This window comes from Pseudomonas sp. Pso3, from assembly GCF_055393275.1.
Genome location: NZ_AP043687.1, coordinates 3358540 through 3378436 on the forward strand (window position 1 = coordinate 3358540; position 19897 = coordinate 3378436).

The following is a 19897-nucleotide window of genomic DNA, read 5'->3' on the forward strand; positions in this document are numbered from 1 at the left end:
AAAACTTACGGCTGACACATCCGGTCAGCCCTCAACTTCAGCTGCGAACTTGTCACGCAGTTTGTCGAGTGCCCGCTTGTACCGCATCTTGGTGGCGCTGAGGCCCATGTGCATGATGTCGGCGATCTCCTGGAACTCCAGCTCTGCGACGAAGCGCAGCACCAGGATCTCCCGATCGACCTGACCCACATGGACCAGCCAGCGATCCATCCCTCCCTTTTCTTCCAGCTTCGGCGCCCTTTCCTCGGAGGCTTCCTCCATCGGATCCAGACTTAATGCCTCCACCAGCCGCCGCTTGCGGCGTTCCTTGCGGTACTGAGTGATGCACTCGTTGTAGGTGATGCTGTACAGCCAGGTCTTGAATTTCGATTTCCCCTCGAAATTCTTCAAACCGTAAAGCACCTTCAGCATGATCTCCTGGCAGACATCGTCTGCGTCCCGGTCGTTCCCCAGGTAGCGGGCACAGACGTTGAACAGGGTGCGCTGGTAACGGCGCATCAGTTCTTCGTAGGCTCGCGTCACGTGGAAGAGTTCACCATGCGCGCGCTGGACCAGCTCTTCGTCACTGAGCGTGGTCGGGTCGTAGGCATGAGGGGCGGGCTTGTTCAAGACGGAGTTGGCTACCAAAAAGTGGCGGGCATGATAGCCATCTCCGCGTCGCCTGTCAGCGGCTGCGCACCTGGGCCTCCAGCAATAGACGGTTCGGAACCGAAACGATATCGCCCTCTTCGGTCATGATGAGAGTCTTGGCGGTGCCGATCTCCTCGATCTCGCCTTCGACGTCCGCCAGGGTCACCCACTGGCCGACTTCATAGAGTTCGCGCACATAGATGCCGGCCAGGATCTGCGACACCAGCCCACGGCTGCCGAGCCCCAGGGCCAGGGCCGCCGCCAGGGCGAAGGCGGTGAGCACGATGGCGATGACCAGGTTCAGCAGTTCGGTCTTGATCTCCAGCTGACCGACCGCGACCGAGATCGAAATGATGATGACCAGTCCCTGGGCCAGGCGCCCCAGGCCGGCCGCGTAATCCAGGCCGACGCCTTCGGCGGCGCCATGCACCAGACCGCTGACCAGTTGCGCCAGCAGCACGCCAACGATGAGCACCAGGGCGGCGCCAAAGATCTTGGGCACATAGAGCGCCATGACGTCCAGGGTCGAGGACACGCGCTGCAGACCCAGGGACTCGGCGGCCGAGACCAGGAACACCAGCAGGACGAACCAGTAGACGATCCGGCCGATCAGGGTGGTGACCGGCATGCGGATGCCGATCTTGGCCAGTTGCTTGGTCACCCCGGCTCCGGCGAGGACGCGATCCAGGCCGAGCTTGGCGAGTACCTTCGACAGCACGGTGTCGAGAATCTTGGCGACGGCGAAGCCGGCGAGGATCACCACAAGGGCGCCGAAGACGTTGGGAATGAAGCCGGCCACCTTGCTCCACAGGGTGGTCATGGCGGACAGCAGACTCTGGGTCCAGATATCGAATTCCATCTACTTCAGGATCTCCGGGAGAGATTCGCGACGCGCGGTACGGCGCGTGCGCGGCTTCAGGTGAGGGGCACCGTTGCCCAGTGCCAGCAGCAGCGCCGAGGCCCAGTGCCGCCCGATCAGATCGAACAGTGCACCTGCGCCAACCTGACGGTTGGCGGTCTTGAGCACGCGATGCAAGCGGGCCTGGTCGTCGCCCTCCTCGTCCTGAGCATTGGCCGGGGTATTGAGGAGCGCCTTGAGGGACGCTTCGAAGGGATCGTGCATAAGCACCTCGTTGGTCGTTTCCTCTTGACGCAGCGAGGTGGGGACGGGTCACAGCCAGCGCAGTCGACGGAACAGCCAGACCTGGAAGACCGCCACCGCGCCGATCACCAGGCAGGCGGCCACGAAGCCGAAGGCGGATGACGAACCCGGCATGCCGCCCATGTTCATCCCGAGCAGACCGGTGATGAAGCTGATGGGCAGGAAGAAGCCGGTGATGATGGCCAACAGATAGAGGGTGCGATTGGTCTTGTCGGTGGTCGCCCGCTGCTCGGCGTCCTGCAGCAGCGCGACCCGCTCGCGCATCACCTCGAGTTCTTCCAGGTTGCGCACCAGGCTGTTGTGCAATTCGCTCCAGTAGCCCTGGCTGGCCGCCTCGACGAACCAGGCGGGCTTGCCGCGGGCGAGATCGCCATAGATGTCACGCTGCGGAGCCAGGTACCGGCGCAGCCCGGTCGCGCGGCGCCGGAGGGTCAGCACCTGGGCGTGATCGGGCAGGCCGCCCTCGTCCTGGTCGACCTGTTCCTCGAGGCCGTCGAGCTGATCGGAGAGACCACGTACCAGGTCGTCGACCCGACTGGTCATGTAGCTGGCGAGGTAGAGCACCAGGTCTTCGGCACTCTGGGCACCGATGCCCGCCTCCAGGTCTTCCTGGACCTCGGCAGCGGCCTTCATGGGTCGCATGCGCAGGGAGATCACCCGGCGTTTGTCGACGAAGACCCGCAGCGACACCATGTCCTCGGGCACGGCGCCGGGATTCAGATTCACCCCGCGCAGGAACAGCAGCAGGCTGTCGTCGGGCTGATTGACCAGGCGCGGGCGGGTCGCCTCTTCCAGCAGCAGGTCACAGGCGAATTCGCTCAGGCCGCTGGATTGGCGGAGCCAGGCCTGAGCTTCGGGGACGCTACGGTCCCAGTGCAGCCAGAGCACCTCGCTCGGGCTCGGCTCCACCTCCGCCAGCTCGCGACGACTCAGGCGTCGTCCGCCACCGCGACCATCGAGGAGATAGCCATAGATGAGGCCTTGTTCCACATCGCTGTCGTACTGCTGCATCTGGGGTCTCTTGCAGGGATCGCGACCACGGTGGCCAGGCGATCCGGCGAAGGTGGCCCGAGACAGGGCGCAGGCGCTACCTTCGTGGGGAATGAGAGGGATTAATCCTGGAAAGGATCACCCCGCCGCTGGCCGGCGGGGCGATCCCTGGCCTCAGGCGTTGCCTTCGGCCAGGAAGAACCAGGTGTCGAGCACGGAGTCGGGGTTGAGCGAGACGCTCTCGATGCCCTGTTCCATCAGCCACTTGGCCAGATCCGGATGATCCGAAGGACCCTGGCCGCAGATGCCGATGTACTTGCCGGCCCGGTTGCAGGCGGCGATGGCATTGGCAAGCAGCTTCTTGACCGCCGGATTACGCTCGTCGAACAGGTGGGCGATGATGCCGGAGTCGCGATCCAGGCCCAGGGTGAGCTGGGTCAGGTCGTTGGAGCCGATGGAGAAGCCGTCGAAGTGCTCGAGGAATTCGTCCGCCAGCAGGGCGTTGGAGGGCAGTTCGCACATCATGATCACGCGCAGGTCGTTCTCGCCGCGCTTGAGACCGTTCTCGCCAAGCAGCTCGACCACCCGCGCCGCCTCGTCCAGGGTGCGCACGAAGGGCACCATGAGCTCGACGTTGGTCAGGCCCATCTCCTCGCGCACCTTTTTCATGGCGCGGCATTCCAGCTCGAAGCAGTCGCGGAAGTTCTCGCTGATGTAGCGGGAAGCGCCGCGGAAGCCCAGCATGGGGTTCTCTTCCTCGGGTTCGTAGAGCTTGCCGCCGATGAGGTTGGCGTATTCGTTGGACTTGAAGTCCGACAGGCGCACGATGACCTTTTTCGGCCAGAAGGCGGCGGCCAGGGTGGAGACCCCCTCCACCAGCTTCTCGACATAGAAGCCGACCGGATCCGAGTAGCCGGCGATGCGCTTGTCGACGCTCTCCTTAACCTCGAAGGGCAGGCTGTCGTAGTTGAGCAGCGCCTTGGGGTGCACGCCGATCATGCGGTTGATGATGAATTCCAGGCGCGCCAGACCCACGCCGGCGTTGGGCAGCTGGGCGAAGTCGAAGGCACGATCGGGGTTGCCGACGTTCATCATGATCTTGAACGGCAGCTCGGGCATGGCATCCACCGAGCTCTGGCGGATGTCGAAGTCCAGCTCGCCTTCGTAGATCAGGCCGGTGTCGCCCTCGGCGCAGGAGACGGTGACGGTCTGGCCATCCTTGAGCAGGCTGGTGGCGTTGCCGCAGCCGACCACCGCCGGAATGCCCAGCTCGCGGGCGATGATGGCGGCGTGGCAGGTACGACCGCCGCGGTTGGTGACGATGGCGCTGGCGCGCTTCATCACCGGCTCCCAGTCGGGATCGGTCATGTCGGAGACCAGGACGTCACCGGGCTGGACGCGATCCATCTCGCTGACGTCGCGGATGATCTTGACCTTGCCGGCGCCGATGCGCTGGCCGATGGCGCGGCCTTCCACCAGCACCTGGCCCTTGTCCTTGAGCAGGTAGCGCTCCATGACGGTGGCGCTGGCGCGGCTCTTCACGGTCTCGGGACGGGCCTGGACGATGTAGAGCTTGCCGTCGTCACCGTCCTTGGCCCACTCGATGTCCATCGGGCGACCATAGTGGCGCTCGATGATCAGCGCCTGCTTGGCCAGTTCGGTGACCTCGGCGTCGGTGATGGAGAAACGCGCGCGATCCGCCGGCTCGACATCGACGGTGCGCACGGAGCGACCGGCCTTGGCTTCTTCGCCATAGACCATCTTGATGGCCTTGCTGCCCAGATTGCGCCTGAGGATGGCCGGGCGACCGGCTTCCAGGGTGGGCTTGTGAACATAGAATTCGTCCGGGTTGACCGCGCCCTGCACCACGGTCTCGCCGAGACCGTAGGCGGCGGTGACGAAGACCGCGTCGCGGAAGCCGGATTCGGTGTCCAGGGTAAAGAGCACGCCGGCGGCGCCGGTCTCGGAACGCACCATGCGCTGCACGCCGGCGGACAGGGCGACCAGCTTGTGATCGAAGCCCTGGTGGACGCGGTAGGCGATGGCGCGGTCATTGAAGAGGGAGGCGAAGACTTCCTTGGCAGCGCGAATGACGTTGTCGACGCCGCGGATGTTGAGGAAGGTTTCCTGCTGGCCGGCAAAGGAGGCATCCGGCAGGTCTTCGGCGGTCGCCGAGGAGCGCACGGCCACGGCGAGATTGGGGTTGCCCGCCGAGATCTCGGCGAAGGCCCGGCGGATCTCGGCGTCCAGGCGCTCGGGGAAAGGCGCGTCCATGACCCACTGGCGGATCTGGGCGCCGGTCTTGGCCAGGGCGACGACGTCGTCGACATCCAGCGCGTCGAGGGCCGCGTGAATGCGATCGTTCAGGCCGCTCTGCTCGAGGAAGTCGCGATAGGCCTGGGCCGTGGTGGCGAACCCGCCGGGTACGGAGACGCCCGCGCCGGCCAGGTTGGCGATCATCTCGCCGAGGGATGCGTTCTTGCCGCCCACGCGCTCGACGTCGTGCACGCCAAGCTGTTCCAGTGAAATTACATACTCGTCCAAGGTCTTCTCTCCATCTTGTGTCTTTGTGGGAAAGCAGTACGCCTCGGCGCTCGCCCCATGGACAGTGGACGGCGGTGGGTTACAGTGCAGCGATCCCTGCCCCGTACGCCACCAGGACGTCCCTCCATGCAACGAACCGCCTTTTTCATTTCCGACGGTACCGGCATCACGGCCGAAACCCTCGGTCAGAGCCTCCTGGCCCAGTTCGGGGACATCACCTTCAGAAAGGTCACCCGCCCCTACGTGGATACGCTGGACAAGGCCAGGGCGATGGTACAGCAGATCAATGCCGCCGCCGTCCAGGACGGTGCGCGACCCATCATCTTCGATACCATCGTCAACCGTGACATCCGGGCCATTCTGGACCAGTCGAACGGGTTCATGATCGACATCTTCTCCACGTTTTTATCCCCGCTCGAAAGGGAACTTTCCGCCGAATCTTCGTATTCGGTAGGGAAGTCACATTCGATCATGCACAATAGTCACTACATGGAGCGGATCGAGGCCGTCAATTTCGCACTCGAAAACGACGACGGCGCCCGCACGACCCACTATGCGCAGGCCGATCTGATCCTGGTCGGGGTCTCGCGCTGCGGCAAGACGCCGACCTGCCTCTATATGGCGCTGCAATACGGCATCCGCGCGGCGAACTATCCGCTGACCGAAGAGGACATGGAGCGCCTGCAGCTGCCCGCCTCGCTGAAGACCTACAAGGACAAACTGTTCGGCCTGACCATCGATGCCGAGCGGCTGGCGGCGATCCGTCACGAGCGTCGGCCCAACAGTCGCTATGCGAGCTTCGCCCAGTGCGAATTCGAACTGCGCGAGGTGGAGAGTCTGTTCCGTCGCGAGAACATCTCCTTCATCAACACCACGCATTTTTCCGTGGAGGAAATCTCGGCGAAGATTCTGGTGGAGAAAGGCGTGGAAAGACGGTTTAAATAGTCGACCACCCCTCCTCTTCGGCGCCCGTGCGGCGCACCAGGCGACCGCCATGAACCTCGTCGATGCCCTGCTGTTCTTTCCGGTCGCCCTGCTCATCGCCCTGACCCCCGGCCCCAACAACTTCTGCTCGCTCGGCAACGGCATCCGCCATGGCGCGGTGACGGCGGGACTGGCGGCCCTGGGGCGCGACGTGGCCTTCGTGATCTTCCTGGTGATTTCGGCGGTGGGCCTGGGCGCCATGCTGCTGGCTTCGGAGACGGCCTTCACCATCATCAAGTGGATCGGCGCGCTCTACCTGCTCTACCTGGGCGTGAAGAGCTGGCGCAGCCGGGCCTTCGACGGCCTGGACCTGGCCGAGAGCGGCGCGGCGCAACCGCGGGCGCTGCACCGGCTGATGCTGCAGGAATTCCTCATCGGCATCAGCAATCCCAAGGCGATCCTGCTGTTCGCCGCGGTCTTTCCGCAGTTCATCGATCCCACTCAGCCGACGACCCAACAATTCGTCTACCTGGGCGGCACCCATCTGTTCGCGGAGCTGGTCGCGGCCGTGATCTATGGCCTATTCGGCCGCCAGATCCGCCGCTTCATCCGCGGACCCCGTGGGGTGCGCCGCCTCAATCAGGCCACCGGGGCCTTCTTTGCCGGCGCAGGCGGTCTGTTGCTGACCGCCCACCGCTGATTCAGGACGACACCAGACCGGACTGGGCGGCGCCCAGCTTGGCCAGGGCCGCTTCGATCGCCGCCCAGGGCTGTTCCCTGGGCGCTAGCGACGTGTCCATCCCGGCCTGGTGTGCGGTTCGCACCAGGGTGTTGAATTCGGCCGTCAGTGCCGCGGCCTGGGCCGTGTCGACAGCTCCGGAAAAGGCCGCGGGCGACAGCCAGAGGCGTTCCTGCAGGCGCTCGCCGACCTGACGGGCGAATTGCAGCCGCCGCTGCTGACCGATCGGCCCGGCTTTGGTGTCTTCCACCAGACCCAGCGACAGCGTCTTGTAGGCCGGCAGCCGATCGAGCAGCCCCTGCTGGGCCTGGACCGACCGCGGCCAGTCGACATGCAGCCCCTCTACCGGCAGACCGGCAGCCAGCCCCAGGTTGTCGAGCAACTCGCCCTGACGCACACCCAGCAGCTTCTTCAGCGGTTCGCGTTGCAGCAGGTTGTAGGCCCTCTCGAAGGCGGTGCGCCAGGCCAGCGGCAGTTCCAGCGTCAGCAAAGGCTCATCGAGCTGGACCCATTCCACGCCCTGGGCGGCCAACCGCGCGAATATCTCGCCATAGACCGGTAGCAGCGCTTCCAGCAATTCGAGGCGGTCGAAGGCCGGATCGAGCGAGCGACCGAGCCATAGATAGCTCAGGGGTCCGAGGATCACCGGCTTGGCCACCAGACCGAGCGCCTGGGCCTCGGCGACCTCGTCGAACAACTGCTCCCAGCCGATGGCAAAGGACTGGTCCGAGGTGAATACCGGGACCTGACAGGGACCGGCGAATAGATGATCGTCTGCCGCCTCAGTGCGAGCGGCGGCGCCGACCAGATACGAATGCGCCAGAACCCGATCGCCCCAGCCGAAGTCGCCTACCGCGAGCCACTCACAACCCGCGGCCTGCTGGGCGCGCCAAGCCTGCTGACGCTGCTGGCGCCCCTGGGCGATCAGGGCGGTCCGGTCGCAATCGTCGAGAGACGCCAGCGTCGCCAGGGACGCGTCACCCTGTTGCGCGCGCCGCGCGGAACCCTGGGAATGAATCTTGACCATTGCACACCTCCACCTGACAGGATGGAGATTGTCGTCGCGCATGAACCATGAAACAAACTCAGGTTTCTTGTGATGAACTCAAGTTTCTCTCATACACCGCGATCAGGGTTTGAAGCGCGCCATGCTGTAGGCGTTGACGAACACCCCATCGCGCAGGGCATAGCGACGCAGCAGCCCTTCCTCTTCGAAACCCAGCTTGCGATAGAGCGCCATGGCTGGCTCGTTGTCGCTGAAGACGGTCAACTCGACCCGATGCAGATTCATCCAGTTGTCGGCGAGGTCGAGCAGGGCCGTCAGCAGCTGGGTGCCTATGCCCTGCCCCTGGAAATCCCGGGCCACGCCCATGCCAAGGGCGCCACAGTGCTGGCGGCGAATGCGTTGCTGCTGTTCGAGACTGGCGCTGCCCACCACCCGCCCCTGCTGCAGGGCGACCAGTCCTATCCGCCCTTCGCGTTCGCCGCTCAGACGCTGCCGCCATTGTTCGGCGCTCTGATAGGGTAGCTGCAGCACCTGCCGCGCCACGGCCGGATCGCCATAGAGGGCAGCGAGGCCCTCGGCATGGCGGTCGGCATAGCGTTCCAGGTGGACGGTGGAACTGGACATGGGCGGCACTCCTTGGCGGAAGTCCGCAGCTTCGCCCAGGTCCGGGGGTCCGGACAAGGGCGAAGCGCAGGCGTCACGCGCCGGTCACAGCGTCCACTTCAGGCTGAGCATGACATTGCGGGGATCGCCGTAGGTGCCACTCCCGGTACCTGTCGGGATGCCCTGCCAGTATTTCTCATCGAAGATGTTGTTGAAGTTGACCCGGCCATCCCAATGCTCGTTGAAGCGGTAGCCGGCCATCAGCCCCACCAGGGCATAGCTATCCTGCTTGGCTTCGCCGGTACCGACGCGCTGGAAGGTCTCGCTTTGGGCCTGCAGATCGCCACCGATACGCCAGTTGCTCAGGCTACCCGTGAGTTGATAACTGGTGGCGGCCTTGAACAGGTGCTTGGGCTGCTCGGGCGCGAAGCGGCGATCCTCGTAGGTGACATCCTTGGTGTATTGGCTAAGCACCAGGGTATAGGCCGCAGACGCCTGCCAGTTTGGCGTCAGTTGGCCGGAGATTTCCGCGTCGATACCGCGACTGCGGACCTCGCCCGCCGCGCTGTAGCAGCTCTGGGCGGGATAGCCAGGGCAGAAGGTGGCCTGGTTGGCTGGCAGGTAGGCACGATTCTCCTGAATGGTGTCGAACAGCGCCACGGACGCGTTAAGCGCGCCATCGAAATAGGCGCCCTTGAGACCGATCTCGTAGCTTTTGCCAGTCATGGGCTCCAGGACCGAACCTCCGGAGTTCTGCTCGCTTTGCGGCTTGAAGATCTCGGTATAGCTGGCATAGACCGAATAGGTGTCGTTCAGGTCGTAGATGATGCCGGCATAGGGCGTGACTTCGCGGGTGGCCTTGTAGTCGTTGTCGCTGTAAAGGTTGTCGAAGTCATACCAGCTGACTCGTCCCCCGACGATGACGTGCAGCGGATCTATGGGGTTGAAGCGCGCCGCCGCGTAGATCGCCTCTTCGGTCGTGGTGTTCTTGCTGGCATAGGGCGTCAGCGTGTCCTTGGCCGGTTTGGGGATGCTGCTGGGACGGAAGTTGTAGATGTCCACCGGAGTGGCACCGGAATAGCCGCCACGCTGATAGAACTTATCCTGCCGCCGACTGATCCCGGCCATCAGTTCGTGCTCGCGACCCATCAACTGGAAGGGACCACTGACCGAGGCATCGATGTTGAGCTGATCGGAATCGGTGCGATAGGCGCCGGAAGCGGTACCAAAGTCACTGACCGAACTGTAGCTGAAGTCCGCGGCCGTCGACGTCAGGTAGTTGGAGTAGGTATCGGAATTGGCCCAGACCTGCTGCGCCGCCAGCTTGGCCTTCCAGCCGTTGTCGAAGGTGTGGGTGATGTCGGAGAACAGGGTGTAGTTGTCCTGATCCCAGTAGGCCCAGTCGCCGCTCAGGAAGGTGGAACGCGACAGGTGCAGGTTTTCGCCGTTGGGACCGCTGGGCAGGCTGCCCCAATCGGAGGTCTTGTCTTCACGCTGCTTGGACGCGCCGATGGTCCAGGTGGTGGCGTCGCTGAGATCCGCTTCGAGGACGCCATAGAAGGTCTGGCGCTTGCGCTCGCGCACGTCCTGGAAGCTGTTGCCGTCTTCGTAGGCGGCCACGGCGCGACCGCGCAGGGTGCCGGCTTCGTTGAGCTTGTTGGAGGCGTCGACCTCGGTACGGTAGCGGTCCCAGCTGCCGGCGCTGGTGGTGACGCTGACCTGAGGGAAGGCGGTCGGGCGCTTGCGAACCAGATTGAGGGTGGCCGAAGGATCGCCGGCGCCGGTCATCAGGCCGGTGGCGCCACGCACCACTTCCACCCGGTCGTAGATGGACAGGTCGGCCGAGGACAGACTGTCGAGGGTGAAGGTCCCGGCCGTGGTGGGTAGGCCGTCGTACATGACGTTGTCGATGCGGAAGCCGCGGGAGAGGAATTCCTGACGATCACCCCCGAATTTGCGTAGCGTCACGCCCGGGGCGTAGCGGACCACATCGTTGAGATCTGTCATGCCCTGGTCTTCCATGCGCTGCCGGGTGATGACGCTCACCGACTGGGGCGTTTCGCGGATGGACAGCGGCAAGCCGGTGGAGGTGCTCATGGCGCCGGTGGTGTAGGAGCGGGTCCCTTCGGTGGTCGTCCGGCCCGTCAGGGAGCCATCGTCCGCGCTGATGGTGGTGGCATCCAGGGCCACGCTGCCGGCCGCCGCCTGGGTGGCCACCGGGGCAACGGTCGCGACCGAGCCGCTGACCGAGGCCGCCAGGCCGCTGCCCGCCAGCAGACGTTGCAGGGCGACATCCGGCTCCATCCGCCCCGCCAGTGCCGGCGCCCGCTTGCCCACCAGGGCGGCGGGATCGTAGTTCACCTGCAGGCCGCTGGCGCGCGCGAAGCTCTGCAAGGCATCGGCCAGCGGCTGCGCCGGTTGCGACAGCGCCACGGGAGCGGCCTGGGCGAGGGTCGCCACGCCCAGGGAAACGGAAAGCGCGATGAGGCGAAGGGAGAAGAGCTGCATGTCGTTGGTCGTCCTCTAGGGAAACACCGACCCGTCCGTACCCCACGTAAGGACTCGCTGGAGATTTTCCAGGGACCGGTATCCGATGCCGTCTTGCGCGGCGGAACGCAGGCTATGCAACCTGGATGCATCTGTAAATGCAAATTAATATCATAAGCGACCGCAAGTCGATGACTGTACTGCCCGAAGCGGTCAAGGACGGGGATTTCCAGACATCAGCCTTCCATCGCTCTGATTCGGCAATTTTCGAGGGAATGTTTCAAGAAATGAGCGGCTGCCCTCCCCGCCTTGTGCAGCGGTAGGCAAACCAGCCGGATGACGAGCTGGATGCCGGCGAGAGGGAGAAGGCACCAGGAATCGAGGAGCGAGGCGGCAGGAAGGGGGACGGATTCAAACCAGACGCCGGGTCCCTCCCACCCCTTCATCGTGAAAGCGCTGGGCGATGGCGCAGATCTGCGGTTCGATGGCCAGGAAGGCATCGAGCACCAGGGGATCGAAGGTGCTGCCGCGCATCTCGCGCATCATCTGCAGCGAGTCTTCGTGGCTGAACGGCTCCTTGTAGCAGCGCCGGCTGATCAGGGCGTCGTAGATATCGGCCACCGCCATGATCCGCCCCGCCAGCGGGATATCGGTACCGGACAGTCCGTTGGGATAGCCGCTGCCATCCCACTTCTCGTGGTGGGTGCTGGCGATCTCGGCGGCCAGGGCGAGGAAGTTGTCATCCTCCAGGTGGCTGGCGGTGCTGAGGATGATCTGCCGACCGAATTCGGCATGCCGCTGCATCACCTGCATCTCCTCCGGCGTCAGCCGCCCGGGCTTGAGCAGGATGGCATCCGGCACCCCGACCTTGCCGATGTCGTGCAGGGGCGCGGACAGGAACAGCAGCTTGATGTAGTCCGGCGTGAGCAATTCCGGCGCCTGGCCGGCACGGCGCAGCTCCTCGGCGATGGCGCGAACATAGTGCTGGGTGCGCTTGATATGGGCGCCGGTCTCGGGATCCCGGGTTTCGGCCACCGCCGCCATGGACTCGATGGTGACCTGGCGCGAGCGTTCCAGTTGCCGGCGCCAGCGCTCTTCGTGCTGGCGCGCCAGCACGATCCGCGTGACCAGCGCCAGGGCCGTGAGCAGCCCTACCAGCACCAGGGGTGCGGCCAGCGGCAGGAAGATGTCATGGCGAACGAACAGCCAGGCGCCCAGCAGCTGCGGCAGGACGATCGACGCCGCCGCCAGGAGGACGAAGCGCCGCTGGCTGCGGTTGAAGAAGAAGCCGGCTGACAGCAGCAGGCCGCCCAGCAGGCACAACGCCATTTGCAGCACACCGGAGAATTGCGGGACCCGTACCAGGGCATCGTCCAGCAGGTCCTGGGTCAGGGCCGCCTGCAGCCTGACGCCGGAAAAGGTCTGTCCCAGCGCCGTGGCGTGCAGGTCGTTGAAGCCTGCGGCCGAGACGCCGACGAAGACCACCTTGCCCTTGAGCGTGGCCGGTGCCACCGCGCCGCTGAGCACCGCCAGGGCCGAGACCTCCGGATAGTGTTCGGCGGCGCTGTGCAGCCGCAGCAGCGCCTGGCCTTCGCGATCAAGCGGCAGGCGGTGCTCGCCAAGCCGCAGTATCGGACCCGCCAGGCTGGTCTCCACCACGCCCTCGTTCAGCCCCAGGGCGCGCAGGGTGGCGGCCAGTGCCAGACTCGGATGGATGATGCCCTGATAGCTGAGCAGCAGCGGCACGCGCCGCAGGATGCCGTCGCTGTCGCGCTGGCTGTTGATGAAGCCGCTGAAGCGCGTCTGGCTGGCGATGGGGGCCACACTGTCCAGCGCGCCGCTGGCCTTGGGCAGCCTGAGGGCGTCAAGGGCGCCGCTGAAGCCCACCCCTGGCCGCAGCGCGGCAGCGACGGGTTGCTGCAGATCGAGGAAAAAGAAATGGGCGCCGACGGCGCCCGTCTGCCCCATGACGTAACCGAGATAGCCGTCGTTGTCCTGCAACTCCGGCGGCACACCGGAAAAGCTCAGGTGCATGCCGAAGTCGTCCTGGAAACTCTGTTGCAGGGCCTTGAGCGAGGTACGGTCCGGCTCGCTGAACAGGACGTCCACGGCGATCGCCGCCGGCTCGGCCTCGGCGATCCGTGAGAGCAGCTGGGCAACCCGATAGCGCGGCCAGGGCCACTGCCCCAGCGCCGCCAGGCTGGCCTCGTCGATGCTGACCACCTGGACGTCGCGGGCGTCCTCGTTGCTGGCCGCCAGGCGGCTGAGCTGGTCGTAGGCCAGGCGATCGAGGTACTGCAGTGGCGTCCATTGCAACAGCGCGGCGAGGCCGAAGGCCAGCGACAGGCCAAGGCTGACCAGGAACATCCAGGGCGCGCGCCGGCGCAGCAGGGTCGCAACGGAGTTCATGCCCGCGACCCTAGAGAATCAGGATTTCGACACGCCGATTGCGCGGCTCGGATTTGCCGGGACGGGTCGGAACCAGGGGCACGGTATCGCCGAAGAATTCGACGTTGATGCGCAACTTGGGATCGAGTCGCTGCAGCAGACCGGCCACCTTGCGGGCACGCTGCCCCGAGAGGTCGAGGTTGTAGGAAGGCGCACCCGAGCCGTCCGCATGGCCGAATACCGAAATCTCGGTAGGGATGCGCTGCCGTGCCGTTTCCAGCACCTCGGGCAGCAGCGCCTTGGACTGCGGCGTGAGCTCCATGCTGTCGGAGAGGAAATTGAGGATGAAGGTCTTGGGCGGCGACGGCTGCGCCGCCAGCACCTGACGATGCTGCTGTTCGAAGAGGGGTTGGGCCACCGCCTGGGCCGCGGTCGGCGCCTGACCCGGGCCGGCCACCGTGACCTCGGCGAACCCCTGGTCGATGGCCTGGCGGCCCGCCGGGCTGGTCACCGAGACGGCGCCGACATGCCCATCGGCGTCGGGCATCAGGATCACCCGCGTCTGCGGTGGTGGAGGGCTGGCACAGCCGCCCAGCAGCAGCGTGGACAGCAGCACGCTCAGCAGCAGACGACCAGGGGACGCGACAGCGATCAGGGCAGTCATTGGGCCTGGACCAGGAAGCGGGTGCCGCGCACGCCTATGGTGGCGGTCGGCGTCTCGATCTTGACCGTGTCGGGCGCGACCTTGCCGATCTTGCCGGACGAGTAGATGGCGGAGCCCTTGGTCAGGTACAGCGAGAAGCCGTAACGACTGCTCTTGGGTTCGAAGAGATAGTCACGCAATTGCACGTCGGCGCCGTTGCCCAGGGTGAGCAGGGTACCGTCGAGAAAGACGATGGCCGCGGTGGCGTCCGGGCCGGCCTGCAGGCGATCGGCCACCTGCAGGGTGGTACCGGCCTGGGCGTCCAGGCTGGCGGTCTGGCGCAGCACCTTGACGCTGCCCGAGACGCTCTTGATCAGGGCCACGTGCTCCTCCTCCGCGGCCGTGACCTGCGGGGAACCCAGCAGCTGCAGCCCGAGCAGCGCCAATGCGAACAGTGTTGTCTTCATGCTTTCCTGGTCCCTGGATGGAAAGGCGTGGCCGTCGCTGGGGCGACGGATTGCCGGCAGGACCTCGGATGGCATCTTGAAGCGGCCTGCTGCGCAGCGGTCAGGGCTCCAGACTCGTGAGCCCAATCACCTTCTACCAGATAAACAAGCCAAGCGGCACGCAAAGTAGTACGAATGGCACCTGGCCACTACCCATGCCATCACGACCCAGCGAGACGAACGGCACGGGCAGTGGTCTAGTGAGCATCTTTCCCAGGTAACCTTTTCATGCAGATCATTCTGGTGCGTCACGGCAAACCCGATCTTTCCAGCAAGGCTCGCTGCACCCCGCGGGAGATGAAGGACTGGGTCGCGCGCTACCAGAAAGCCCCGGTGCCCGCCGGCCTGGAGCCCGCGGAGACGCGGCGACTGGCCCAGGAAGCGGGCTATGTGGTGAGCAGCCCCCTGGGCCGCTGCGTGCGCTCGCTGGAGTACCTGATGGGGCGTTCCGGCAGCCCGGTCGATGACCGCTATGCCGAAGCCCATCTGCCCTATCTGGAACTGGATGCGCCGCGGCTGCCGGTCAAGGCCTGGCGCCTGCTCTTCAGATCCGCCTGGTTCCTGGGTTTCGCCGCCCACACCGAATCCATCGGCAGCTCCTCGGTGCGTGCCGGCCAGGCGGCCGATCGCCTCATCGAACTGGCCGAACGCCATGGTTCGGTGCTGCTGCTGGGGCACGGCATCATGAACGTGCTGATCGCCTGGCAGTTGCGCAAGCGTGGCTGGCGCGGGCCGCTGCATCTGCTGCTCAAGGACTACTGGAAGCCGAGTATCTATCGCAAGGAGAGGCGTTGAGTTCGATCAGCGGCTCGCCTTGGCGCGGGCCTCTTCCAGCTCACGGCGGGCCTCGGCCAGCTTTCTGCTCCGCACCCGGATCTTGTCGGCGTCGCCCTTGGCCTGGGCGTCGCGCAGATCCCGTTCCCGTTCGGCCACCTCGCGACTGCGGGCCTGGATGACTTCCAGCCGCTGCTGGCGCAGGCCGGTATCGGTGCAGTGCGCCTGCACCGCGTCGAGTGCTCGCCGCAATCCTGTCAGCCGTCCGGCATCGCCTTGCGCCTGAGCCTGGGCGATCTGCCGTTCCAGCGTGAGGCGTTTCGCCGCGCAGCCCCCGTCGGCTACAACTGCCACGCCAGGTAGCAGCAGGCTTGCCGCCACGAGCACTGCCTTGGCTCGGTTTGTCATATGTCTTCCTCCGGGCGTTGAAATCCGCCAGCGCCTGACTCTTCCCGTTCAACCGTCCAGCGACGGTCCGACCAGGGCGGCGAGCTGGTCGTAGACGCCAGGCGCCGCAACCAGCAGCGGATTGCCATTGACCAGGCCGTCGTTGCGCAGGAAGGCGTTGTGACGACCGCCCGCCTCCCGGATCAGGACCAGGCCCGCCAGGCAGTCCCAACCATGGATCAGGGTCTCGTAGTAGCCGATCAGCCGGCCGGCGGCGACGTAAGCGGTCATCAGCGCGCCCGAGCCATTGCGGAAGAACTGCCCCCCCTCGGCCAGCAGGCCGGTCACGAACGGCAGGAAGTGTTCCTTGCCGCGTCTGTGGGTGGTGCCCAGTCCGGTCAGGCCCTGGCGGATCTCGGTGGCCGCATGGACGCGCAGCGGCTGGTCGTTGACGAAGGCGCCGTGCCCGCGCAGGCCATGGAAGAGTTCGTCGTGATTCGGATCCATGATGGCGCCGAGCAAGGGATCGCCCTCGTGCATCAGGCCGATGGACACGCACCAGTTGTGCAGGCCGTTGAGAAAGGGCGCGGTGCCGTCGATGGGATCTATGACCCAGAGGTAGGGCGCGGAGAGGTCGGTGGCACCGCCCTCCTCGCCCAGCAGGCCATCTTCCGGAAAGCGTTCGCTCAGGCGTTGGCGGATGAGGTCCTCCAGCGTCTTGTCGGCGATGCTCACCACGTCCTGCAGGTCGCTGCCCTTGTGGTCCACCTGCAGCGCCGCGCGCCGACGATAGAAGTCGAGGCCGAGCTGCGCCGCCTCCCGGGCGATGTCCTGGACAGCGCGGTAGCGTTCAGCGATGGCGGGGGCGATGGCGGTCATGGACACTCCTGGAACGGGGAAAAGGCGCCAGGGTGCCAGTTCCGCCTGAGGAAAAGAATAGTCGCGAGCCTGGCGCACACCAGGGTTGCAGCGGACCGCTGTCAGGCCGCGGCGGCACCCTAGCCATTTTTGGCCGATGTCGGCAAAGGTCCGACTAGAGGCCCCTGGTAATGGCCGTGTCATCTCGGGAGCGCAGGCTGTCGGGTATTGGCAGTCAGGACGGCGAAATGCAGCGGCGGACCGCACCAAATCCGCGCGCGGCCGTCAGAACTAGTGAGAGCTCGTTGTACCGGGAGGACGCCATGACCGCACAAACTTCGCTATTCCACGGCAATGGTCAGCTGCAGCAATTGCGGCGACTGATACCTAGACAGCATTTCGAATGTCTGGAACGCCACCTCGAGTTGCTGTCGCGCGAATTTCCGCTGTTCGATCATCCGCCGCTGAGCATCGACTGCGCCGTCGCCGAAACCCTGGAAAACCTCGGAATCCGCGCCTTCCAGTGGCAGGGCAGTTGCAACCTGCCGCAGCGAATGGCCCTGGGCAGTGCGCTGATGGGCGAGGGATTCATGGCCCAGTCCAGCACCCCCGAATACACCCTCTATCTTAATGCCCGGGGTGAAAAGGTGCTGTTGCGGCAAGAGCCCGCCGCCGGCCAGACCCTGGTCAGCCTGGTGTCGGATTGCCCGCCGCTGTTCGCCTATCTGGCGGCCAAGCACCGCGACGCGGTACCCGTCGCCTAAGTGACGCGCCATCGCCTTGTCAGTCGTGTGATCCGCTCGAAAACAGAATGACGAACAGGATCACAACTGCGCTTTAACGTCGGACTAACCGGGAACCAAATAGGCAGTGGAATGGTAGATTCGCGCTTCGGATCTACCAGGAGACCCAAGGAATGGGAATTCGTATTCTGGCCAGTGTCGTCGTGACCTTTGCCGCCCTCAATGGCGAAGCAGCCTCCCTCCCCGCGATACCCCCGCTCAAGCTGGCGGACCTCACCCTTCAGGTCCCCCAGTTAAGTACCGATGCCATCCCTACCAAAGTTGACGCCCAGCTGCGTGACAGTCGGCAGCCAGTCAATAGCGCCCGCTGGCTTAACGACCATCAGACCTTTGCTCAAGAGCAACGCTGGGTATTCTAGTCCGTTGGATTGATGTCGACGGATGGCTTCCCTTTCGTATGCTTTTTCATACCGCGCGGGGAATGAATCCCGTTTTTGCAGGTCCGTCTGGTTCTACGGGCAGCTCAACTCCTCTGCCCTTTCAACCTGCACGCGGAGCCGTCATGAAACGCCTGTCCTTTCTCCTGTTCGCCGCCCTATCGGCCTGCAGCTCGGCTCCCACCCCGCCCCCGGCCGATCCGTCGCAATTCGGCGGCCGTACCCAGGAACAGCTCCGGCAGAGTTTCGGCGCACCCCAGCGGGTCGCGCAGCTCGATCGCCTGATGGTCTACGAATACCGCAACCTGCGCGCGCCGGGCAGCGCGACGCCGGTCTATTCCTTTCTCATCGAAAACGAGCGGGTGATCGAATCCACCCCCGGAACCTTGCAGCTTTATCGCGAAGACGGCATCACCAAGGTCAAGGCGGAAAGCCTCTAGGCAGAGCCGCTGGCCGTGCCGGCGGTCCCGCGCAGCCCTGCAGGGATGTGCAAAAAAATACCGATTTTGGTGTCTTTCAGCATTTGTTTCCCGGGCGGCAACGGGCTGTAATCGGTCCGTGGCTTCCGCTGCAAAGGCCGTCACAGCCGGCCGCGTGGTGGGTTACAACAACAAGAAAAGCGTCTGCTGCAGTTGCACAGGACGCGGAGTGCAAGATGAAAACAACACCAAAAGCGCTTTTATTGTCCGCTGTTACCCTCTCTGCAGGCCTGACCTTCTCGCTGGCCCTCCAGGCCGCCGAAACGGTCACCATCGCCACCGTCAACAACAGCGACATGATCCGCATGCAGCGGCTGTCCAAAACCTTCGAAGACCAGCATCCCGACATCAAGCTCAACTGGGTGGTGCTCGAAGAAAACGTGCTGCGTCAGCGGCTGACCACTGACATCGCCACCCAGGGCGGCCAGTTCGACGTCCTCACCATCGGCATGTACGAAACCGGCCTCTGGGGCGCCCAGAACTGGCTGGAGCCCATGAAGGACCTGCCCGCCAACTACGACCTGGACGACCTCTTCCCGTCGGTTCGCGAAGGCCTGTCGGTCAAGGGCACCCTCTATGCGCTGCCCTTCTATGCCGAAAGCTCCATCACCTACTACCGCAAGGATCTGTTCCAGCAGGCCGGCCTGACCATGCCCGCCCAGCCCACCTGGACCCAGATCGCCGAATTCGCCGGTAAGCTGCACCAGCCGGACAAGGACCAGTACGGTCTGTGCCTGAGAGGCAAGGCCGGCTGGGGCGAGAACATGGCCCTGGTCACCACCATGGCCAACGCCTTCGGCGCGCGCTGGTTCGACGAGAAGTGGCAACCGGAATTCACCGGTCCGGAATGGACTGCGGCGGCCAACTACTACGTCACCAACATGAAGAAGTACGGCCCGCCCGGCGCCTCCAGCAACGGCTTCAACGAAAATCTGGCGCTGTTCAACAGCGGCAAGTGCGCCATCTGGGTCGATGCCAGCGTCGCCGGCTCCTTCACCATGGACAAGAGCCAGAGCAAGGTCGCCGACAGCGTCGGCTTCGCCGGCTCGCCGCGCGAGGTCACCGACAAGGGCTCGTCCTGGCTGTATGCCTGGTCGCTGGGTATCCCCACCTCCTCCAAGCACAAGGACGCCGCCAAGACCTTCGTGACCTGGGCCACCTCCAAGGACTACGCCAAGCTGGTCGCGGACACCGACGGTATCGCCAACGTGCCGCCGGGCACCCGCAAGTCCACCTACAGCCAGGCCTACATGGACGCGGCGCCCTTCGCCAAGGTCTCGCTGGACATGCTGCAGCACGCCGACCCGGCCCATCCCTCGGCCAAGCCGGTGCCCTACGTGGGCATCCAGTACGTGACCATTCCCGAGTTCCAGGCCATCGGCACCTCGGTGGGCAAGCTGTTCGCCGCGGCCCTCACCGGGCAGATGTCGGTCGAGCAGGCCCTGCAGGCGGCGCAGCAGTCCACCGCCCGGGAAATGAAGCGCGCCGGCTATCCCAAGTAGCGCTGGAGCCCGGGGTCCGCACCACGCGGCCCCCGGCCTAGCGGCTTTCCCTGCCTGATCCGTCGCTGGCGTCGCGAGACGCCAGCGCCTCGTCA

At 64.9% G+C, this 19897-nt stretch carries 20 protein-coding genes; 7 read left to right on the forward strand and 13 right to left on the reverse strand.

From position 1 onward, the window contains the following. Positions 1-24 precede the first annotated feature (24 nt). From sigX to ppsA, 5 genes are all read right to left on the reverse strand, one after another. Positions 25-609 (reverse strand): RNA polymerase sigma factor SigX, encoded by a 585-nt coding sequence (sigX, locus tag ACZ5R1_RS15915; protein WP_007159259.1) that lies wholly within the window; start codon positions 607-609, stop codon positions 25-27. A gap of 55 nt (positions 610-664) precedes the next feature. Next, positions 665-1489, reverse strand: coding sequence for a mechanosensitive ion channel family protein (locus tag ACZ5R1_RS15920; RefSeq protein ID WP_027596957.1), 825 nt, complete (start codon positions 1487-1489; stop codon positions 665-667). Further along, positions 1490-1753 carry a hypothetical protein gene (locus ACZ5R1_RS15925; RefSeq protein WP_007159261.1) on the reverse strand — a complete coding sequence of 88 codons (264 nt, stop codon included), beginning with the start codon at positions 1751-1753 and terminating at the stop codon, positions 1490-1492. A gap of 48 nt (positions 1754-1801) precedes the next feature. Next, positions 1802-2803 (reverse strand): zinc transporter ZntB, encoded by a 1002-nt coding sequence (locus tag ACZ5R1_RS15930; protein WP_027596958.1) that lies wholly within the window; start codon positions 2801-2803, stop codon positions 1802-1804. A gap of 153 nt (positions 2804-2956) precedes the next feature. Beyond that, positions 2957-5326 carry a phosphoenolpyruvate synthase gene (gene ppsA / locus ACZ5R1_RS15935; protein ID WP_007159263.1) on the reverse strand — a complete coding sequence of 790 codons (2370 nt, stop codon included), beginning with the start codon at positions 5324-5326 and terminating at the stop codon, positions 2957-2959. Positions 5327-5452: 126 nt separating this feature from the next. On the opposite strand from ppsA, the gene ppsR reads away from it, so the two are divergent. After that, positions 5453-6271 (forward strand): posphoenolpyruvate synthetase regulatory kinase/phosphorylase PpsR, encoded by an 819-nt coding sequence (ppsR, locus tag ACZ5R1_RS15940; protein WP_007159264.1) that lies wholly within the window; start codon positions 5453-5455, stop codon positions 6269-6271. Positions 6272-6320: 49 nt separating this feature from the next. Next, complete coding sequence (locus tag ACZ5R1_RS15945) at positions 6321-6950, forward strand: LysE family translocator (RefSeq protein WP_042135882.1); 630 nt, start codon at positions 6321-6323, stop codon at positions 6948-6950. Position 6951: 1 nt separating this feature from the next. Here the strand turns inward: ACZ5R1_RS15945 and ACZ5R1_RS15950 are convergent, their stop codons facing one another. The 6 genes from ACZ5R1_RS15950 to ACZ5R1_RS15975 all read right to left on the reverse strand — a co-directional run bounded on the left by ACZ5R1_RS15950 (position 6952) and on the right by ACZ5R1_RS15975 (position 14583). Further along, positions 6952-8016: a 5-methyltetrahydropteroyltriglutamate--homocysteine methyltransferase gene (locus ACZ5R1_RS15950; RefSeq protein ID WP_052382654.1), complete on the reverse strand. Its 1065-nt coding sequence runs from the start codon at positions 8014-8016 to the stop codon at positions 6952-6954. A 102-nt stretch (positions 8017-8118) separates the two neighbouring features. Further along, positions 8119-8619, reverse strand: coding sequence for a GNAT family N-acetyltransferase (locus tag ACZ5R1_RS15955; RefSeq protein WP_042135885.1), 501 nt, complete (start codon positions 8617-8619; stop codon positions 8119-8121). Positions 8620-8703: 84 nt separating this feature from the next. Beyond that, complete coding sequence (locus ACZ5R1_RS15960) at positions 8704-11106, reverse strand: TonB-dependent siderophore receptor (RefSeq protein ID WP_042135887.1); 2403 nt, start codon at positions 11104-11106, stop codon at positions 8704-8706. A 390-nt stretch (positions 11107-11496) separates the two neighbouring features. After that, positions 11497-13494, reverse strand: coding sequence for a CHASE2 domain-containing protein (locus ACZ5R1_RS15965; RefSeq protein WP_464712536.1), 1998 nt, complete (start codon positions 13492-13494; stop codon positions 11497-11499). Positions 13495-13504: 10 nt separating this feature from the next. Next, positions 13505-14137, reverse strand: coding sequence for an OmpA family protein (locus tag ACZ5R1_RS15970; RefSeq protein WP_027602672.1), 633 nt, complete (start codon positions 14135-14137; stop codon positions 13505-13507). Next, the gene (locus ACZ5R1_RS15975) at positions 14134-14583 is read right to left on the reverse strand and encodes a FecR family protein (RefSeq protein WP_007159271.1); all 450 of its coding nucleotides are present in this window, start codon (positions 14581-14583) and stop codon (positions 14134-14136) included. Before ACZ5R1_RS15975 ends, ACZ5R1_RS15970 begins: the two co-directional genes overlap by 4 nt. A 267-nt stretch (positions 14584-14850) precedes the next feature. Here ACZ5R1_RS15975 and ACZ5R1_RS15980 point away from each other — a divergent pair, with 267 nt between their 5' ends. Beyond that, positions 14851-15417, forward strand: a complete 567-nt coding sequence (locus tag ACZ5R1_RS15980; protein ID WP_027596965.1) for a histidine phosphatase family protein — start codon at positions 14851-14853, stop codon at positions 15415-15417. Between the two features lie 6 nt (positions 15418-15423). On the opposite strand, the gene ACZ5R1_RS15985 is transcribed toward ACZ5R1_RS15980, so the two are convergent. Together ACZ5R1_RS15985 and ACZ5R1_RS15990 are read right to left on the reverse strand one after the other, a co-directional pair. Further along, positions 15424-15750 carry a DUF1090 domain-containing protein gene (locus tag ACZ5R1_RS15985; RefSeq protein WP_464712537.1) on the reverse strand — a complete coding sequence of 109 codons (327 nt, stop codon included), beginning with the start codon at positions 15748-15750 and terminating at the stop codon, positions 15424-15426. 102 nt (positions 15751-15852) lie between these two features. Further along, positions 15853-16662, reverse strand: coding sequence for an inositol monophosphatase family protein (locus ACZ5R1_RS15990; RefSeq protein WP_115946015.1), 810 nt, complete (start codon positions 16660-16662; stop codon positions 15853-15855). 302 nt (positions 16663-16964) lie between these two features. Between ACZ5R1_RS15990 and ACZ5R1_RS15995 the strand changes: the two genes are divergently transcribed. From ACZ5R1_RS15995 to ACZ5R1_RS16010, 4 genes are all read left to right on the forward strand, one after another. Further along, on the forward strand, positions 16965-17405 hold the full coding sequence (locus ACZ5R1_RS15995) for a hypothetical protein (protein WP_042135893.1): 441 nt from the start codon (positions 16965-16967) through the stop codon (positions 17403-17405). A gap of 152 nt (positions 17406-17557) precedes the next feature. Beyond that, positions 17558-17803, forward strand: coding sequence for a hypothetical protein (locus ACZ5R1_RS16000; RefSeq protein WP_115946013.1), 246 nt, complete (start codon positions 17558-17560; stop codon positions 17801-17803). Between the two features lie 143 nt (positions 17804-17946). Next, positions 17947-18261, forward strand: coding sequence for a hypothetical protein (locus tag ACZ5R1_RS16005; protein ID WP_027602668.1), 315 nt, complete (start codon positions 17947-17949; stop codon positions 18259-18261). A 215-nt stretch (positions 18262-18476) separates the two neighbouring features. Next, positions 18477-19802 (forward strand): ABC transporter substrate-binding protein, encoded by a 1326-nt coding sequence (locus tag ACZ5R1_RS16010; protein WP_027602667.1) that lies wholly within the window; start codon positions 18477-18479, stop codon positions 19800-19802. Positions 19803-19897 lie beyond the last annotated feature (95 nt).